At 65.8% G+C, this 17,893-nt stretch carries 14 protein-coding genes and 1 riboswitch; of the genes, 10 read left to right on the plus strand and 4 right to left on the minus strand.

Features of this window, described 5'->3' with window-relative positions:
- Window positions 1-372: 372 nt before the first annotated feature.
- Both acs and IVB23_RS20600 read left to right on the plus strand, forming a co-directional pair.
- On the plus strand, window positions 373-2,319 hold the full coding sequence (gene acs / locus IVB23_RS20595) for an acetate--CoA ligase (protein ID WP_247799828.1): 1,947 nt from the start codon (window positions 373-375) through the stop codon (window positions 2,317-2,319).
- Between the two features lie 435 nt (window positions 2,320-2,754).
- The gene (locus IVB23_RS20600) at window positions 2,755-3,270 is read left to right on the plus strand and encodes a L,D-transpeptidase (protein ID WP_197965051.1); all 516 of its coding nucleotides are present in this window, start codon (window positions 2,755-2,757) and stop codon (window positions 3,268-3,270) included.
- A 51-nt stretch (window positions 3,271-3,321) separates the two neighbouring features.
- Here IVB23_RS20600 and IVB23_RS20605 read toward each other — a convergent pair whose 3' ends face one another.
- Both IVB23_RS20605 and IVB23_RS20610 read right to left on the minus strand, forming a co-directional pair.
- The gene (locus IVB23_RS20605; protein ID WP_197965050.1) at window positions 3,322-3,912 is read right to left on the minus strand and encodes a thermonuclease family protein; all 591 of its coding nucleotides are present in this window, start codon (window positions 3,910-3,912) and stop codon (window positions 3,322-3,324) included.
- Between the two features lie 70 nt (window positions 3,913-3,982).
- Window positions 3,983-4,183, minus strand: coding sequence for a DUF1674 domain-containing protein (locus IVB23_RS20610; RefSeq protein ID WP_061880084.1), 201 nt, complete (start codon window positions 4,181-4,183; stop codon window positions 3,983-3,985).
- A gap of 188 nt (window positions 4,184-4,371) precedes the next feature.
- Between IVB23_RS20610 and IVB23_RS20615 the strand changes: the two genes are divergently transcribed.
- From IVB23_RS20615 to purH, 3 genes are all read left to right on the plus strand, one after another.
- Window positions 4,372-5,718: a transcription antitermination factor NusB gene (locus tag IVB23_RS20615; protein ID WP_197965049.1), complete on the plus strand. Its 1,347-nt coding sequence runs from the start codon at window positions 4,372-4,374 to the stop codon at window positions 5,716-5,718.
- Window positions 5,719-5,871: 153 nt separating this feature from the next.
- Window positions 5,872-7,590, plus strand: coding sequence for a heparinase II/III family protein (locus tag IVB23_RS20620; RefSeq protein WP_061880082.1), 1,719 nt, complete (start codon window positions 5,872-5,874; stop codon window positions 7,588-7,590).
- A 57-nt stretch (window positions 7,591-7,647) separates the two neighbouring features.
- Window positions 7,648-7,729: riboswitch (ZMP/ZTP riboswitch) on the plus strand.
- A 25-nt stretch (window positions 7,730-7,754) separates the two neighbouring features.
- Complete coding sequence (gene purH / locus IVB23_RS20625) at window positions 7,755-9,347, plus strand: bifunctional phosphoribosylaminoimidazolecarboxamide formyltransferase/IMP cyclohydrolase (protein WP_247799829.1); 1,593 nt, start codon at window positions 7,755-7,757, stop codon at window positions 9,345-9,347.
- Window positions 9,348-9,476: 129 nt separating this feature from the next.
- Here the strand turns inward: purH and IVB23_RS20630 are convergent, their stop codons facing one another.
- Window positions 9,477-10,862 (minus strand): MFS transporter, encoded by a 1,386-nt coding sequence (locus tag IVB23_RS20630; protein ID WP_197965048.1) that lies wholly within the window; start codon window positions 10,860-10,862, stop codon window positions 9,477-9,479.
- A gap of 101 nt (window positions 10,863-10,963) precedes the next feature.
- Between IVB23_RS20630 and ggt the strand changes: the two genes are divergently transcribed.
- Together ggt and IVB23_RS20640 are read left to right on the plus strand one after the other, a co-directional pair.
- Window positions 10,964-12,715 (plus strand): gamma-glutamyltransferase, encoded by a 1,752-nt coding sequence (gene ggt, locus IVB23_RS20635; RefSeq protein WP_247799830.1) that lies wholly within the window; start codon window positions 10,964-10,966, stop codon window positions 12,713-12,715.
- Window positions 12,716-12,813: 98 nt separating this feature from the next.
- A complete protein-coding gene (locus IVB23_RS20640) occupies window positions 12,814-14,109 on the plus strand; it encodes an MFS transporter (protein WP_061880079.1) in 1,296 nt (431 codons plus the stop codon).
- A gap of 110 nt (window positions 14,110-14,219) precedes the next feature.
- On the opposite strand, the gene IVB23_RS20645 is transcribed toward IVB23_RS20640, so the two are convergent.
- Entirely contained in the window at window positions 14,220-14,885 is a 666-nt protein-coding gene (locus IVB23_RS20645; RefSeq protein WP_247799831.1) for a glutathione S-transferase, read from the minus strand.
- A gap of 163 nt (window positions 14,886-15,048) precedes the next feature.
- Here IVB23_RS20645 and IVB23_RS20650 point away from each other — a divergent pair, with 163 nt between their 5' ends.
- From IVB23_RS20650 to IVB23_RS20660, 3 genes are all read left to right on the plus strand, one after another.
- Window positions 15,049-15,630, plus strand: a complete 582-nt coding sequence (locus tag IVB23_RS20650; protein WP_247799832.1) for a DUF2239 family protein — start codon at window positions 15,049-15,051, stop codon at window positions 15,628-15,630.
- Window positions 15,631-15,718: 88 nt separating this feature from the next.
- The gene (locus IVB23_RS20655) at window positions 15,719-17,068 is read left to right on the plus strand and encodes an MATE family efflux transporter (RefSeq protein WP_247799833.1); all 1,350 of its coding nucleotides are present in this window, start codon (window positions 15,719-15,721) and stop codon (window positions 17,066-17,068) included.
- A 92-nt stretch (window positions 17,069-17,160) separates the two neighbouring features.
- Window positions 17,161-17,778: a 2-hydroxychromene-2-carboxylate isomerase gene (locus tag IVB23_RS20660; protein WP_247799834.1), complete on the plus strand. Its 618-nt coding sequence runs from the start codon at window positions 17,161-17,163 to the stop codon at window positions 17,776-17,778.
- The last annotated feature ends 115 nt before the right edge of the window (window positions 17,779-17,893 follow it).

Here is a 17,893-nt window from a genome sequence, read left to right on the forward strand (position 1 = left end):
TCGATCAATGCCGCTGTTCTGATTTTTGTTCCGAGGGGTCTCTTTGGACCCGGGTTGGCCATTTAGGGTGTTCCGAACCGCATTGCGAGTCCCGAATCAGTGAGATGCGGTCTCTAAATACCTCCATTCACGCATGAGAGCTCTGCATGGCCTGGCCCGAGCCTCCCGGCCGAGGCCCAAAAGCCGCCCGCGGGCCTGTTTCAGATCTGCGACAGTCGCGGCGGGTCGCCTTGATCCTTCGCATGGCCGGTGGCCCGCCGAAGGTCCAGCTTGTGCTCCTTGTCGGGTCCGGTTAGCCCGACGCATAATCAGTCAATGATCAAGTCGGCTCGCCGGTCGCTGGCGTTCGGCCTGCCGCATGTGGAGGGAAGCATGTCCGAGAAGATCTACGACGTCCCCGCGGAGTGGGCGAAGCGCGCCTGGGTCGACCAGGCCAAGTACAAGGAGATGTACGCCCGCTCGATCTCGGACCCGAACGGCTTCTGGGCAGAGCAGGCCAAGCGCATCGACTGGATGAAGGCGCCGACGAAAATCGAGAACGTCTCGTTCGCGCCCGGCAACATCTCGATCAAATGGTTCGAGGACGGCGTCCTCAACGTCGCCCACAATTGCATCGACCGGCATCTTCACACGCGCGCCAGCCAGACCGCGATCATCTGGGAAGGCGACGATCCTTCGCAGTCCAGGCACATCACCTATCAGGAGCTGCACGACGAGGTCTGCCGGATGGCCAACATCCTGCGCACCCGCAACGTCAAGAAGGGCGACCGCGTCACCATCTACCTGCCGATGATTCCGGAAGCCGCCTATGCGATGCTCGCCTGCGCACGCATCGGCGCGATCCACTCGGTCGTGTTCGCGGGCTTCTCGCCGGACAGCCTCGCCCAGCGCATCAACGACTGCCAGTCCAAGGTCATCATCACCGCGGACGAAGGCCTGCGCGGCGGCAAGAAGGTGCCGCTGAAGGCCAATGTCGACGCGGCGCTCGCCAAGGCCGACGGCGTCGACTGGGTCGTGGTGGTCAAGCGCACCGGCGGCAAGGTCGACATGAACCCGACGCGCGACCTCTGGTACCACGAGGCGGCGGCAATGGTGACGACGGAATGCCCGGTCGAGCACATGCATGCCGAGGACCCGCTGTTCATCCTCTACACCTCGGGTTCGACCGGCCAGCCCAAGGGCGTGCTGCACACCACGGGCGGCTATCTCGTATTCGCCTCGATGACGCATCAATACGTCTTCGACTATCACGATGGCGACATCTACTGGTGCACCGCCGACGTCGGCTGGGTCACCGGCCACAGCTACATCCTCTACGGCCCGCTGGCGAACGGGGCGACCACGCTGATGTTCGAAGGTGTGCCGAACTACCCGGACAATTCCAGGTTCTGGAACGTCATCGACAAGCACAAGGTCAACATCTTCTACACCGCGCCGACTGCGATCCGCGCGCTGATGCAGGGCGGCGACGAGCCGGTGAAGAAGACCTCGCGCGCGAGCTTGCGCCTGCTCGGCTCGGTCGGCGAACCCATCAATCCCGAAGCCTGGGAGTGGTATCACCGCGTCGTCGGCGACGACCGCTGCCCGATCGTCGACACCTGGTGGCAGACCGAGACCGGCGGCATCTTGATCACGCCGCTGCCGGGCGCGACCAAGCTCAAGCCGGGCTCGGCAACGCAGCCGTTCTTCGGCGTGGTGCCTGAGATCGTCGATGCCGATGGCAAGGTGCTGGAAGGCGAAACCACCGGCAATCTCTGCCTGACGCGGTCCTGGCCCGGCCAGATGCGCACGGTCTATGGCGATCACGCCCGCTTCGAGCAGACCTATTTCTCGACCTACAAGGGCAAGTACTTCACCGGCGACGGCTGCCGGCGCGACGCCGACGGCTATTACTGGATCACCGGCCGCGTCGACGACGTCATCAACGTCTCCGGCCATCGCATGGGCACCGCGGAAGTCGAGAGCGCACTGGTCGCGCACGAGAAGGTTTCGGAAGCGGCGGTGGTCGGCTTCCCGCACGACATCAAGGGCCAGGGCATCTACGCCTATGTCACCCTGATGGCCGGCGTCCAGCCGACCGAGGATCTGCGCAAGGAGCTCGTCACCTGGGTGCGCAAGGAGATCGGCCCGATCGCTTCGCCCGACCAGATCCAGTTCGCGCCGGGCCTGCCCAAGACCCGCTCCGGCAAGATCATGCGCCGCATCCTGCGCAAGATCGCCGAGGACGAGCCCAGCAGCCTGGGCGACACCTCGACCCTGGCCGATCCCGCTGTCGTCGACGACCTCGTCAAGAACCGGCAGAACCGGAAGTCGGCGTAAGGATGCTCTCGTGCCCCGGACGCAGCGCAGCGCTTCTTCGGCGATGCGCAGCAGAGCCGGGGCCCATCGTTCCGCGCAAATAAAGAGATGGGTCCCGGCTCTGCGTCGCGGCGCTACGCGCCGCGCCTTGTCCGGGACACGAGTGCGCGTGTCGCGCTCCTTGCAACCAATGGCCGTTCACATCCTCACGCTCTTGTCAGCGCGCGCACCCGGACGACCAGCATCTTTCCCGGAAGGTGTTGTTTTCAGATCATTTACTTTATTTCAAACATTTCCTTTGTTCGCGCTGCCGACAGGCCCTCGGCGGCCGCGCGTGGAAACCATCCGGTTAACAGGTGCGGTTAAGAATGAGCGCTAACGAGGGCTTGGCGCGGCGACGATTGCCGGGTTCTGCGTAATTTTTGGACAATCCATTTGGGGCAAGGGGAAGCATCGATGTCGATGAGGATTGCGGCGGCGCTGGCTGCCACCATCGGGGTTGGGCTCTTGATATCGACGGCGGCAGAGGCGCGGCCGGAGCTGGTCGGCACGCACCTCGCCGACTATTCGCCGGGCACCATCGTGGTCAGGACCAGCGAGCGGCGGCTCTATCTCATCCTCGATAACGGCCACGCCGTGCGCTATCCGGTCGGCGTCGGCAAGGCCGGCAAGCAATGGGCCGGCACGACGAAGATCGAGGGCAAGTATCTCAACCCGGCCTGGGCGCCGCCCGCCGAGGTGAAGCGCGACAAGCCTAATATCCCCGACGTCATTCCCGGCGGCTCGCCACGCAACCCGATGGGCGTCGCGGCGATGACGCTGGCCGGCGGCGAATACGCCATCCACGGCACCAACGTGCCGGGCTCGATCGGCGGCTTCGTCTCCTATGGCTGCATCCGCATGCTCAACGACGACATCACCGATCTCTACGGTCGCGTCTCCGTCGGCACGACGGTGGTGGTGACGCGCTGATCGCCTGAATCAGTCGAGATGAAAGCTGCGTGTTGCGACGCGGCTTTCACGTCACCACAAGCGCCAGCCCCGCGCGCACCAGCCGTCGCGATGGCCGCCATTGTAACTGCGCACAAAGCCGCCGGCGAGCATTGCCGCCGCAACGCTCGCAGTCTTCCGGGTGGCGACGTCGGCGAGAACGCGGCCGTATTTGTCGGGGCCGAGATTGGCGATCGTCACGCCCCCCTGACCGAGCAGGTCGCGCAACGCGCGGGCAGCAGCTTCGGCCTTGTTCAGCTCTTCCTGGCAGGACGCCTTCAGTTCGGGCGCATCGATGCCGCGCAGCCGAACACGTGCGACGAGATCGCCGCCGTTGTGCTGGTGCACGCGCGCCAGAAACGTGTCGCCGTCGACGGTGCGAATGACCTCGACCGGTTGACGAGCGCCCGCCGCGCCGGACTGCTGCAGGATGATTTCGGCATCGCGCGACCGTTCGTCATCCACATGCGGAATGGGCCAGATCGTTCCCTGGCGGAAGCCGAGCACGACGGCCGTCACAACGCCGACCACGAACATCCACGGCAACAGTCCGGAGAAACGACGGCCGAACGGCGAGCCGCTGTATGAAGTCCGGTAGGGACGGCTGGGATCGAAGCGCGACATCCGCGCACGCTAGGGCTGAGTCGGCTGAGCCGGCAAGATGGCTCATGAGGAGCGCGCGTAAAGCGGCGTCTCAAAAGTCCGAAGCGATGCCGTTGCGCTCCCAATCGCCGTAGCGGGTTGGCTCCGGACCCTTTGGCCCCTGCAACTCCTTCGGCGCAGCTTCATCACGCGCGGCCGCCGCAGCCTGCCGGCGTGCCTCGGCTTCGGCCAACGCCCGCTGGGCGGCCGGCGACAGCGGCTTGCGATCGGGACGGGAGGGCTGATCACTCATCTCGGCGGGTTCCTAACGCAGGGTCACGGGAAGTGCGAGGTCCAATAACGCATTGCTGAAATGGTCATTGCGGGCTGCAATCGCGAGGGTCCATTCTTACATTTGGCATATTCGCGTGCCAGAGATCAGTCTCTCGAGGCATGCGCCATTGCGGCGGAACTGCCGCTCGCTCAGAACCTTGCTTCCGCATGCCATCTCAACGTTTCGTCCCTCCATCCGAAGTGCCCGGTCTTGCGGCACGGCGGATTGCCGCCGACATCGTCGACGGCGTGCTGCACAAGCACCGCACGCTCGACGACCAGCTCGACGGCAGCGGCGCCCACCCCGGACTGAAAACGCTGGCCGACCGCGACCGCGCGCTGATGCGCCGCCTCGTCGCCACGGTGCTGCGCCGGCTCGGCACGCTAGGCCATGTGCTGTCCCGCCTGCTCGACAAGGGCATTCCCTCCGATGCGCCCCGCGCGCAGAGCGCACTCCTGATCGGCGCGGCGCAGATCCTCTGGATGGACGTGCCGGATCACGCCGCGGTCGACCTCTCCGTTCGCCTCGTGCAATCCGACCGCCGCGCTGCGCGCTATGCCGGCCTCGTCAACGCCGTGCTGCGCCGCTGCGCGCGCGAGGGCAAGGGGCTGATCGAGGAGGTCGCGACACAATCGCTGGACCTGCCGCCGTGGCTGTTTGCACGCTGGAGCGCGCAATATGGCGAGGCGACCGCACGCGACATGGCGCTGGCGCTCGGCCACGAGCCCTCGCTCGATCTGACGGTGAAGTCCGATCCCGCGCAATGGGCGAGCCGCCTGCATGGCGAGACACTGCCGACGGGAACGGTGCGGATGCTGCTGCACGGTTCGGTGACCATGCTGCCCGGCTTCGCCGAAGGACAATGGTGGGTGCAGGACGCCGCTGCCGCCTTGCCCGTCCGGCTGTTCGGCGACGTCAAGGGCAAGTCCATTGCCGATCTCTGCGCCGCCCCCGGTGGCAAGACCGCGCAGCTGGCGCTATCAGGCGCGCGTGTCACGGCCATCGACCGCTCGCCCGCGCGAGTGGCGCGATTGCGCGAAAACCTGGCGCGACTGTCGCTCCAGGCGGAGACTGTCGTCGCTGACGCCGTTGAATGGGCCGGCCCGGCCGAGGCCTTCGACGGTATTCTGATCGACGCGCCCTGTACCTCGACCGGCACGATCCGCCGTCATCCCGACGTGGCATGGCTGCGGCAGGAATCCGACATCGCCGCGCTGGCGACGCTGCAGCAGCGGCTGCTGCGAAAATCGGTGTCGCTGCTCAAGCCCGGCGGGACACTGGTCTATTGCACCTGTTCGCTGGAACCCGAGGAAGGTGAACAGGCCGTGGCGGCGCTGCTCGCCGCCGAGCCTGCGCTTCGCCGTGTTCCGATCGACGCCTCGGAGGTCGCAGGTCTCGACGAAATCCTCAGCCGGGACGGCGACCTTCGCACCTTGCCCTGCCATCTGCCGAACGCCGATCCCAAGCTCGGCGGCCTCGACGGATTTTTCGCGGCCCGGCTCGTTAAATCCTGATTTTGCACTGGATTTTGCCATCACGACGCTGATTCGCGCCGTTCAAGGTGGTGTCAGCCGTCCGATTTTGGGATTAATAAGGATTCGTCGTCCTCTCCCCCTTCAAGGCAAGGCGTGTCGGTCGCTCAACGCAGACATATCTCGACGCTGGTCATGAACCGCTTCGCGCGGAACATGCTCGCGCGCGCGAGCGGCGGTTCCGTTGCGCTGTCGCGGGTCTGGCCCGGCCGCACCGACCGGCTGATCATCGCACCGCACGACCTGCGCACTGCGGATGCGACCCGCGCCGCCGAAATCTATGCCGGCCGGTTCGTCTTCGCCGGCAAGATAGTCAATTGCCACGGCCGCTCGATCTTCGATCTCGAGCCGCCGTCGGAGGATTGGGAAGTTGCGCTGCTCGGCTTCGGCTGGTTGCGCCATTTGCGCGCCGCCGACACCGCGCTGACGCGAGCGAATGCGCGCGCGCTCATCGAGGACTGGATCGCCAACCCCGCCAACAAGCGCCGTCCCGTCGCGCGCCGCGCCGACGTGCTGGCCAGGCGCGTGATCTCGCTGCTGTCGCAGGCGCCGCTGGTGCTGGGCGAGACCGACAACAAGTTCTATCGCCGTTATCTGCGCGCCTTGGCCCGTGAGATCCGCTTCCTGCGCTACGCCATGGTCGACATTCCGGACGGGGTGCCGAAGCTCCAGGTGCTGATCGCGCTGTGCTACGCGGCCCTGTGTCTCGCCAACCAGGCGCGTCACATCCGCAGCGCCTCGAAGAAGCTGTCGGACGAACTGCAGCGGCAGATCCTGCCCGACGGTGGACACATCTCCCGCAACCCGGGCGCGCTGATCGAACTCCTGATCGACCTGCTGCCATTGCGGCAGACCTTTGCCGCGCGCAACATCGCGCCGCCGCCGGCGCTGCTCAACGCGATCGACCGCATGATGCCGATGCTGCGCTTCTTCCGGCACGGCGACGGCAATTTCGCCCTGTTCAACGGCATGAGCGCGACCTCTTCGGACCTGCTCGCCACGCTGCTCGCCTATGACGACACCCACGGCGTGCCGATGGCGAACATGCCGCATACCGGCTACCAGCGCCTCGATGCCGGCCAGACCACGCTGATCATCGACACCGGCCCGCCGCCGCCGGCCGGCGTCAGCCACGACGCCCACGCCGGCTGCCTGTCGTTCGAACTGTCGTCCGGCATCAGCCGCATCGTCACCAATTGCGGCATGCCGACCACAGGCCGCGACAATTGGCGACCGTTCGCACGCAGCACGGCGGCGCATTCGACGCTGACCTATCACGAGACCTCGTCATGCCAGTTCGTCGAGATGTCGGCGATGAAGCGGCTCCTGCACGGCGCGCCCATCACCAGCGGTCCCGTCGAGGTCGAGAGCTATCGCGAGATCGTGCAGAACGGCACGCTGCTCACGACATCGCATGACGGCTACCTCGCCAAGTTCGGGGCAATCCATCGTCGCGTGCTGATGATCGCCAACGACGGCGCACGCATCGACGGCGAGGACACGCTCTCGCCGCCGCAGGGCCGACGCTTCAAGGGCGCGGATGCCGATTTCGCGCTGCGCTTCCATCTGCATCCGGCGGTGAAGGCGAGCCGGCTTTCGGATGCCCGCGGCGTCATGCTGGTGCTGCCGAACCGCGACGTCTGGACCTTCGAGGCGCTCGACGACAAGGTCGACCTCGAGGACAGCGTGTTCCTGGCCGGCAATGACGGCCCGCGCCGCACCGCCCAGATCGTGATCCGTCAGGACGCGCGGCAGGCGTCCTCGATCCGCTGGAGCTTTGTCCGCTCCACCGCATCGCCGGCCGTCACCAATGCCCGCCGCAACGCTCGCCGCGAGCCGGAACTTCCGCTGTGAACGCTTGAATTCGGCGTATCTCCTCGTTGTGAAAACAGGCGAAAGCTGCTATCGAGCCCTCGCTCGCGCGACTGGCGACCTTGGATGGAGCACCATCGGGAAGCGCGGGACATAGAAGCCGCGCGCCTGGGCATAGACACTCGTTTAGACAGAGGATCTTGCTCATGACTGACCATCCCCGCCGCGTCACCCGCGCTCTCCTTTCCGTCTCCGACAAGACCGGCCTGATCGAATTCGCAAAGGCGCTTGCCGCGCACGATGTCGAGCTGGTCTCGACCGGCGGCACCGCCAAGGCCATCGCCGCCGCCGGCCTCGAGGTGAGGGACGTGTCCGAGCTGACCGGCTTCCCCGAGATGATGGACGGCCGCGTCAAGACGCTGCATCCGAAGGTGCATGGCGGCCTGCTCGCGATCCGCGACAACAAGGAGCATGCGGAGGCGTTGAAGGCGCACGGCATCGCGCCGATCGATCTCCTCGTTGTGAATCTCTATCCGTTCGAAGCGACCGTCGAGAAGGGCGCGGGCTTCGAAGACTGCATCGAGAACATCGACATCGGCGGCCCCGCGATGATCCGCGCCGCCGCAAAGAACCATGACGACGTCGCCGTCGTGGTCGAGGCGCAGGACTATCAGGCCGTGCTCGACGAACTGGCCGCCAACAAGGGCGCGACCACGCTGAAGCTGCGCCGGCGCCTTGCCGCGAAGGCCTATGCCCGCACCGCGGCGTATGATGCCGCGATCTCGAACTGGTTCAACCGTCAGCTCGAGATCGACGCGCCCGACTTCCGCGCTTTCGGCGGCCGGCTGATCCAGTCGCTGCGCTATGGCGAGAACCCGCATCAGACCGCGGCGTTCTACGCGACGCCGGACAAGCGTCCGGGCGTCTCCACGGCACGGCAGCTCCAGGGCAAGGAACTCTCCTACAACAACATCAACGACACCGATGCGGCCTATGAATGCATCGGCGAGTTCGACGCCGGGCGCACCGCGGCCTGCGTTATCGTCAAGCACGCCAATCCCTGCGGCGTCGCGGAAGGCTCCAGCCTCGTCGACGCTTATCGCAAGGCGCTGGCCTGCGATTCCACCTCGGCGTTCGGCGGCATCATTGCGATGAACCGTCCGCTCGATGCCGACACCGCCCGCGAGATCACCAAGATCTTCACCGAGGTCATCATCGCGCCCGACGCCAGCGAGGAGGCGATCGCCATCATCGGCGGCAAGAAGAACCTCCGCCTGCTGCTCGCGGGCAGCCTGCCCGATCCGCGCGCGCCGGGCCTCACCGCCAAGACGGTGGCCGGCGGTCTGCTCGTGCAGAGCCGCGACAACGCCGTGGTCGACGACATGACCTTCAAGGTCGTGACCAGGCGGGCGCCAACCGATGCCGAGATGCGCGATCTCAAGTTCGCGTTCCGCGTGGCCAAGCACGTCAAGTCCAACACCATCATCTACGCCAGGGATCTCGCCACCGTCGGCATCGGCGCGGGCCAGATGAGCCGGGTGGATTCAGCCCGCATTGCCGCGCGCAAGGCGCAGGATGCCGCAGCCGAGCTGAAGCTCGCCGAGCCGCTCACCAAGGGCTCGGTGGTGGCGTCAGATGCGTTCTTCCCGTTCGCCGACGGCATGCTCGCCTGCATCGAGGCCGGCGCCACCGCCGTGGTGCAGCCCGGCGGCTCGATGCGCGACGACGAGGTGATCAAGGCCGCCGACGAGCACGGCATCGCCATGGTGTTCACGGGAACACGGCACTTCAGGCATTGAGCTTGCTGTCATTCCGGGGCGCGCGTAGCGCGAACTCTGGTGCGCAAGTGCGCACCTGAGAATCTCGCGCGACAATTTCGGGATTCCGGGTTCATCGCTCCGTGATGCCCCGGAATGACGGTGGGGATGCTACTTCCGCACCCGCATCAACAGCCCCAGTCCTGCAACGAAGAACACCACCAGCACGGCCATGCCGGCCTTCTGGCTTGCGGTCACGGCGGTGATCATGCCGATCAAGAGCGGGCCGATGAAGGATGTCACCTTCCCGGTCAATGCGAACAGGCCGAAATACTGCGCGATGCGATCCTTCGGTGCGAGGCGGATCAGCAATGTGCGGGAGGCGGCCTGGAGCGGGCCGCCGGCTGCACCGATCAGGCAGCCCAGCACGAGATAGGCGCGCTCCGCCGCGCTCCAGAACAGGGGAGCGCCTGCTTGTGGCGGCTCGACCTTGACGAACAGGACACGGTCCTTGTCGACCAGAAGGATCGCGGCCACCGACAGCAGCAGGACCAGCAGACTTCCGGCGATGACGCGCTTCGGCCCGAGACGATCGTCGAGCTTGCCGCCGAGCCATGCACCGAACGCGCCGGCGATCGCGAGCATGATGCCGAAGGTGCCGATCTGGATCGTGTGCCAGCCGAACGTACCGGCGGCATAGATGCCGCCAAACGCGAACAGCGACACCAGACCATCGGTGTAGATCATGTTGGCGAGCAGGAATGCCGCGAGCGACTTCTGCTTGGGCAGGCCGTTGATCGATCGCTTCAGCTCGGACAGTCCTTCGCGCAGCGCCTCGCGCAACGGGCGCTTCGCCGGATAATCCGGCGTGAACAGGAACATCGGCATCACGAAGATGATGAACCATAGCCCGGTCAACGGCCCGGCAGCGCGGTCGCCCTGATGGGTCGCGGGATCGAGCCCGAACAATGGCGTGAAGCCGAGCAACGTGCGACCGGTCTCGGGATTGGCGGCGAGGAAACCGAGCACGATGATCAGGCTGACGATGCCGCCGACGTAGCCGGTAGCCCAGCCGGTGCCGGAGAGCCGGCCAATGCGCTCCGGCGGCACCAGGGTCGGCATCATCGCATTGTTGAAGAGGGTGGCGAACTCCGCACCGACGCTGGCGAGCGCGACCGCGGTGAGCAGCAACGGAATGATGGCATAATCGCCGGGCTTGCCGATCCACAGCGTGCAGGATGCCACCACCAGCACCGCGCCGAATCCTGCAATCCATGGTTTCCTGCGGCCAGCCGCGTCGGCGATGGCCCCCAGCACCGGTGACAGCAGCGCGATTGCAAGGCCCGCGGCGGCCATCGCAAAACCCCACAGCGACTGGCCGGTGGCAGGATTTGGCGCAACGCTGGTGGCGAAATAGGGGGCGAACACGAAGGTCGTGATCAGCGTGAAATAGGGCTGCGCGGCCCAATCGAAGAAAATCCAGCCGACGACGGCGGCGCGCGGCGGATAGGTCCGCTGCGCGGCGGCCATCCGCACATCGGGGGCAATCGTCGTCATCCCGCGGTCCTCATCACGAACAGTTTTGTCCCTCTTGGAGCAAACCGTATAGCATTGCAGCGAGGTGTGTGAACTGGCCCGAGGCCGCAGCAGACGTTTTGATGATGCCATCATATCCGACTCGACGGACATTCTTCGCCTTCATAGCCACTTTGGCGTTCAGTCTCGCGCCTGCAACCGCGCAGGATGCGCGGCGGGGCTATATGCCGCCCGCGCGCGATGCGGTGCGCGCCGTCGTCGCCGAGCACGGCATGGTGGTGGCGCAGGAGAGGTTGTCTGCGCAGGTCGGCGCCGACATCCTGCGGCGCGGCGGCAATGCGGTCGACGCTGCGGTCGCGACCGGCTTTGCGATGGCCGTCACCTATCCACGCGCCGGCAATATCGGCGGCGGCGGCTTCATGGTGATCCATTCCGCCGATCGCAACGAAGACATCACGATCGACTATCGCGAGACCGCGCCGGCTGCGACAACGCCACAGATATTCCTCGGCGCAGATGGCAAGCCTGACACGACGAAGTCACGGGATTCCGCGCTCGGCGTCGGCGTTCCCGGCACGGTCGCGGGCCTCGCGCTGGCATTGGACAAATACGGCTCCGGCCGGTTCACGCTGGCGCAACTGCTCGCGCCCGCCATCGCGCTCGCACGCGATGGCTTCATCGTCGGCGACGACACCGCCGATACGTTGCCGAGCTGGCACCCGCGGCTGGCGCGCTGGCCCTCCTCGGCCAAGATCTTCTCGCGGCCTGACGGCACGCCGCTGGGCGAAGGCGACGGGCTGGTGCAGGGTGATCTCGCCGAAACGCTGTCGGCCGTCGCCGCACAGGGCCCGCGCGGCTTCTACGAGGGGGAGGTCGCCGAGAAACTGGCCAAGGCCGTGACCGACGCCGGCGGGATCATGACGCCGGCCGACCTCAAGGCCTATCAGCCGGTCATCCGCGCGCCGGTGCGCGGCACCTATCGCGGCTACGACATCGTGTCGATGCCGCTGCCTTCGTCCGGCGGCGTGGTACTGCTGGAAACACTCAACATCCTCGAAGGCTTTCAGCTTGCCGATCTGAAGCAGGGATCGCCGGCATCGCTGCATCTGCTGATCGAAGCCATGAAGCGCGCCTATGCCGATCGCGCGCGCTATCTCGGCGATCCCGCCTTCGTCAACGCACCGATCGAGACGCTGATCGCGAAGGACTACGCCGCCAAGCTGCGCGCGGGCATTTCTGCCGAACGCGCCACGCCGTCGAAGGAGCTCGTGTCCGCTTCTGCCGCGCCGCGTGAGGGCAGCAACACCACGCATTTTTCCGTCGTCGACGCTCGCGGCAACGCCGTCAGCAACACTTATACGCTGAACTTCAGCTATGGCGTCGGCCTCGTCGCCGACGGCACCGGCGTGCTGCTCAACAACGAGCTCGACGATTTCACCGCGGCAGTCGGCGCTTCCAATGCCTATGGCCTCGTCGGCTTCGAGGCAAACCTGCCAGGCCCCGGCAAACGGCCGCTCTCGTCGATGTCACCGACCATCGTGCTGAAAGACGGCAAGCCGGTGCTGGTGACGGGCTCGCCCGGCGGCAGCCGCATCATCTCGACCGTGCTCCAGGTGATCGTGAACGTGCTCGACTACAGGATGGATGTTGCGGCCGCGGTCGCAACGCCGCGGCTGCATCACCAATGGCTACCGGATGAGGTGCGCGTCGAACGCGGCTTTCCCGACGACGTGCTGCTCGCACTGAAGGCCAAGGGCCACCTCATCGTCGAGCCGATGGGGCAGACATCGGCGAATTCGATTCTCGTGACGCCGAACGGATTGCTTGGCGCGGCCGATCTGCGAACGCGCGGTGCGGAAGCGGCGGGGCAGTAGCCCGCTCTCTGCATGGCACGGCAGCGCGCACCGGCTTGCGCAGGCCGGCGTGCGTGTTACCACCGCCCCGGCCAAAGCAAATTGCCAGGGAAACGCACATGACCACTGCCGATCCGAGTCAGCGCATCGAACGCGCCGCGATCGAGGACACCAGCCTGCTCGCCTTCTATCGTGACATGAACGCGCCGGAGCGGCGGACGTTCTGGGCCTGCGCTGCGGGCTGGGCGCTCGACGGCATGGACTTCATGATCTACCCGCTGGTGATCGGCACCATCATCGCCCTGTGGAAGGTCGATGCCGCCTCGGCCGGCCTTGCCGGCACGGTGACGCTGCTCGCCTCCGCCATCGGCGGCTGGCTCGGCGGCTATCTCTCCGATCATATCGGGCGTGTCAGGACGCTCCAGATCACCATCATCTGGTTCTCGTTCTTCTCGCTGGTCTGCGCCGTCGTGCAGAATTTCGACCAGCTCCTGATCGCACGTGCCGTGCTCGGTCTCGGCTTCGGCGGCGAATGGGCGGCGGGCGCCGTGCTGATGGGTGAGGCGATCCGGCCTCAGTATCGAGGGCGCGCGGTGGGCTCGGTCCAGTCGGGCTGGGCGGTCGGCTGGGGCCTCGCGGTGCTGTCGCAGGCGATCCTGTTCTCGGCCCTGCCCCCGGAGACGGCCTGGCGCTGGATGTTCGTGATCGGAGCGCTGCCGGCACTTCTGGTGTTCTACATCCGCCGCTCCGTCACCGAGCCGGCGATCGCAGCCGAGGCACGCGCCAGGCACGCGGAAACGGGCAGTCATCCGAAGCTCTGGGAGATCTTCACCTTCCCAATCGTGAAGACCACGGTGCTTGCGTCGCTGATGGCGACAGGCTGCCAGGGCGGCTACTACGCCGTCACCTTCTGGGTGCCGCAATTCCTGACCAAGGAGCGGCACCTGTCGATCGTCGGATCGACCGGCTATCTCGCGACGCTGATCATCGGCTCCTTCATCGGCTATCTCGTGGGCGCGTGGCTCGCCGACCGGATCGGGCGGCGCAATCTGTTCCTGATCTTCTCGCTCGGAGCCATGGCGGTGGTGCTTCTCTACACACAGCTGCCGCTGACCAACGAGATCCTCTGGATACTCGGTTTCCCGCTCGGCTTCTTCGCCTCGGGCTATTTTTCCGGGATCGGCGCGTTCCTGACCGAACTCTATCCGACGCGGCTGCGCGGCTCGGGCCAGGGCTTCTGCTACAATTTCGGCCGCGGCATCGGCGCGCTGTTTCCATTCCTGGTCGGCGCGCTGTCGGCGACGACGTCGCTCGCGAATGCGATCGCGATCTTCGCGGTGGCGGCTTACGCGGTGTTCTTCATCGCCGCCTTCGCGCTGCCGGAGACGCGCGGGCGCGTGCTGTACGCCGATTGATATTCGATTGTCATCCCGGGCGATGCGCAAGCATCGAACCCGGGATCTCGCGCCACAATCTCGAGATTCCGCGTTCGCCCTTCGGGCGCCCCGGAATGACGGTGAAGAAACTACCGCCCGACCTGATACGGCCCGCCCTTTTCCAGCGCGCGCGCATAGGCCGGCCGGGCGTGGATGCGCTCAAGGAACGCCATCGCCCTGGGATGGCCCTGCTCGAGCCCGCCGCGCGCCTGGGCTGCTTCGAGCGGAAAGCTCATCTGGATGTCGGCCGCGGTGAACTCGCTGCCGGCGAACCATTCGCTCTTGCCAAGCTCGCCTTCCCAATAGTCCATGTGCTGCTTGAGCTGCGGATTGACCAGCGCGGTCAGCGCCTGGTTGCACACCTTGCGCACCAGCGGGCGCAGCAGTGCCGGCGCGCGCTTCGGCATCAGCGTGAACAGCAGCTTGAGCAGCAGCGGCTGCATCGCGGAGCCTTCCGCATAGTGCAGCCAATAGGTGTACAGCAGCCGCTCCGGCGTATTCTGCGGCGGGATCAGCCGGCCGTTGCCGTAGGTCGCGATGAGGTATTCGATGATGGCACCCGACTCGGCGATGGTGTTGCCGTTGTCGGTGATCACGGGCGACTTGCCGAGCGGATGGATGGCGTGCAGCTCCTTCGGCGCGCGCATGTCCGGCTGGCGCTGATAGCGCACGATCTCGTAGGGCACGCCCAACTCCTCGAGCAGCCACAGCACGCGCTGCGAGCGGGAATTGTTGAGGTGGTGAACGGTCAGCATCGGGGGTCCTCAGGGCTAGGCGTGGTCGGTCGACCGAGCGTTCGTGCCAGCCCGGGAACACATTGTCGAGGCGCCGGTGTGGATATTTTCACCCGGGTATATTGACGCGAGTAATTTACCCGGGTATTAAACTGCCAACACGATCAATATGGCAATGATTCCAATGCAAGGGACTTACACAGCGTTCGTCGGCCAGCGCAGGCTGGCCTCCGGCACGGCCGGCGAGGTCGCGCTCGCCGTCAAGCGGACAACGCAGCCGCTGGACCAGCCGGTCGTCATCTTCGACGACGGGACGGGCCGGTCGATCGACTTCGACCTGCGCGGCGAGGATCGCGAGGTGCTGGCGCGGCTGGACAAGCTGGCACCGCCGTCAGCCGAGACGGCCGAGACACCCGCAGAGCCGCGAGGCCGCGGCCGGCCCAAGCTCGGCGTGGTCGCGCGCGAGGTGACGTTGTTGCCGCGGCACTGGGAGTGGCTCGGCGCGCAGCCGGGCGGCGCCTCGGTCGCGTTGCGCAAGCTCGTCGACGACGCCAGGCGCGCCAGCGGCGCCAAGGACCGCGAGCGCCAGGCGCGCGATGCGGCCTATCACTTCATGTCGACCATGGTCGGCGATCTGCCGCAGTTCGAGGAGGCCTCGCGCGCGCTGTTCGCAGATGACCGGCGGCGCTTCACCGGACTGATCGCCGACTGGCCGACGGATATTCGCGACCACATCGTCAAGCTCGCCTACAGCGACCGCGCTTAAAGCGCGGCGCTCTTCTCACAACCCCATCGACGGCCGGGCCGCGCATTGCGCGGCAACGGCTTCGCACGTCCTGATGAAAGGCCGATCCATGTCCGCCCCAAAACCGCTCTGGACTACATTCCTCCGCTTCCTCGCACCCTTGATGCTGAGCAACGCGCTGCAATCGCTGTTCGGCACCGTCAGCAATGTCTATCTCGGCCAGATGATCGGGGTGGACGCGCTCGCCGCGGTTTCGGTGTTCTTCCCGGTGATGTTCTTCCTGTTCGCCTTCGTCATGGGGTTGAGCACCGGCGCCACCGTGTTGATCGGCCAGGCCTTCGGCGCGGGCGAGCACGGCCGGATCAAGATCATCGCGGGCACGACACTCGCAGTCGGCCTGCTGCTGTCGATTTCGGTTGCACTGGTTGGCGGGCGCTTCAGCCGTCAATTGATGATGGCGCTCGCCACGCCCGTGGACATTCTCGATGAGGCCAGCGCCTATGCGAGAATCATGCTGCTGACGATGCCGCTCGGCTTCGTCTTCCTGCTGATGGCCGCAATGATCCGCGGCGTCGGCGACGCGCTGACGCCGCTGCTGGCGCTGGCGTTGTCGACTGCGATCGGCCTGGTCCTAACGCCATTGCTGATCCGCGGCGGGTCCGGATTGCCGGCGGCGGGCATCGCCAGTCCGGCATGGGCAGCTGCGATCGCCAATGCGACGACGCTGATCGTGCTGGCGGCCTATCTGCTGCGGAAGAAGCACGCGCTCGCACCCGACGCTGCGTTGCTGCGTCACCTGCGGCTGAACGGCGCCGTGCTCGGAAAGGTGCTCGGCATCGGACTGCCGAGTGCCATCGGCATGGTGGCGATGGCGATCGCCGAGCTGGTGCTGCTCGGCCTCGTCAACGGCTACGGGTCCGACGCCACGGCCGCCTACGGCGCGGTCAACCAGGTGATGGGCTACACGCAGTTCACGGCGATGTCGATTTCGATCGCGGTCTCGATCCTCGGCGCCCAGGCTGTCGGCGGCGGCGACAGGACGCGGCTCGACAGCATCGTCCGCACCGGCCTCATGTTCAATATCGTCCTGACCGGCGGGCTGGTGGCGCTGATCTATCTCGCGCCGCGCGCGGTGCTCGGCATCTTCATCACCGATGGCACCGTGCTCGATCTGGCGAAAGGACTGCTGTACATCGCCTTGTGGAGCTCGGTGCCGTTCGGCCTCGCCACGGTGTTTTCAGGCGCGATGCGTGCGGCCGGCGTCGCGTTCACACCGATGCTGCTGTCGATCTTCGCGATTGTCGCGATCGAACTGCCGGCCGCGGTGATCCTGAGCCGCACGATCGGCCTCGCGGGTGTCTGGGCGGCCTATCCGATCGTGTTCTGCGCCATGTTCATTTTGCAGATGGGCTATTACCTCCTGGTGTGGCGCAGGCGGGCGATCCAGCGTCTGATCTGACGGGACCTTAAGTATTATGACCGTCATTAAACGGTGGACCTGTGGCGCGGCCTGCGCCACAATGACGAAAAGCGACGTCAGGGAGAATGAGTTTGACCCGCACCGCACCGCAATTCCTGTTCGACTTCGGCAGCCCCAACGCCTATCTCAGCCATCTGGCGATTCCGGCGATCGAGCAGCGGATCGGCGTCAAGTTCGACTATGTGCCGATCCTGCTCGGCGGCATCTTCAAGTCGACCAACAACAAGTCGCCGGCGGAGACCCTGGCCGGCATCAAGAACAAGCGCGAATTCCACGCGGTCGAGACTGAGCGCTTCATCAAGCGCTTCCATGTCCAGCCCTATGTCTGGAATCCGCATTTCCCCGTCAACACGCTGAACCTGATGCGCGCGGCAATCGCGGCGCAGCTCGAGGGCGTGTTCGAGAAATATGTCGAGGCCGCCTTCCACCACATGTGGCGCGAGCCGAAGAAGATGGACGATCCCGAAATCGCGGCGAAGGCGCTGGCGTCCTCCGGCCTCGACGCGCAAAGGCTGTTTGCCCGCAGCCAGGAACCCGAGGTCAAGGCCAGGCTGATCAAGAACACCGAGGAGGCGGTCGCCCGCGGCGCCTTCGGTTCGCCGACCTTCTTCGTCGGCAACGAGATGTTCTTCGGCAAGGAGCAGCTGCGCGAGGTCGAGGAGATGGTGCTCGGGAAAGGCGAGCAGTGAGAGGCGAATGGCGGGTAGTGGAAACGTTACTCGCGTTTCGTAATTTGCTATTCTATTCGCTACTCCCTATTCGCCATTCGCCTCTTTCTGAAGAACAACAATAACGGAGTCTCTC

Origin of the sequence: Bradyrhizobium sp. 191 (genome assembly GCF_023100985.1) — a bacterium.
GTDB classification, from domain to species: Bacteria; Pseudomonadota; Alphaproteobacteria; order Rhizobiales; family Xanthobacteraceae; genus Bradyrhizobium; species Bradyrhizobium diversitatis.

Excerpts from the sequence above, each read along its gene's own strand:
- acs (WP_247799828.1), top strand. The coding sequence starts at position 373 with ATGTCCGAGAAGATCTACGACGTCCCCGCGGAGTGGGCGAAGCGCGCC.
- IVB23_RS20600 (WP_197965051.1), top strand. The coding sequence starts at position 2,755 with ATGTCGATGAGGATTGCGGCGGCGCTGGCTGCCACCATCGGGGTTGGG.
- IVB23_RS20605 (WP_197965050.1), bottom strand. The coding sequence starts at position 3,912 with ATGTCGCGCTTCGATCCCAGCCGTCCCTACCGGACTTCATACAGCGGC.
- IVB23_RS20610 (WP_061880084.1), bottom strand. The coding sequence starts at position 4,183 with ATGAGTGATCAGCCCTCCCGTCCCGATCGCAAGCCGCTGTCGCCGGCC.
- IVB23_RS20615 (WP_197965049.1), top strand. The coding sequence starts at position 4,372 with ATGCCATCTCAACGTTTCGTCCCTCCATCCGAAGTGCCCGGTCTTGCG.
- IVB23_RS20620 (WP_061880082.1), top strand. The coding sequence starts at position 5,872 with ATGAACCGCTTCGCGCGGAACATGCTCGCGCGCGCGAGCGGCGGTTCC.
- purH (WP_247799829.1), top strand. The coding sequence starts at position 7,755 with ATGACTGACCATCCCCGCCGCGTCACCCGCGCTCTCCTTTCCGTCTCC.
- IVB23_RS20630 (WP_197965048.1), bottom strand. The coding sequence starts at position 10,862 with ATGACGACGATTGCCCCCGATGTGCGGATGGCCGCCGCGCAGCGGACC.
- ggt (WP_247799830.1), top strand. The coding sequence starts at position 10,964 with ATGATGCCATCATATCCGACTCGACGGACATTCTTCGCCTTCATAGCC.
- IVB23_RS20640 (WP_061880079.1), top strand. The coding sequence starts at position 12,814 with ATGACCACTGCCGATCCGAGTCAGCGCATCGAACGCGCCGCGATCGAG.
- IVB23_RS20645 (WP_247799831.1), bottom strand. The coding sequence starts at position 14,885 with ATGCTGACCGTTCACCACCTCAACAATTCCCGCTCGCAGCGCGTGCTG.
- IVB23_RS20650 (WP_247799832.1), top strand. The coding sequence starts at position 15,049 with ATGCAAGGGACTTACACAGCGTTCGTCGGCCAGCGCAGGCTGGCCTCC.
- IVB23_RS20655 (WP_247799833.1), top strand. The coding sequence starts at position 15,719 with ATGTCCGCCCCAAAACCGCTCTGGACTACATTCCTCCGCTTCCTCGCA.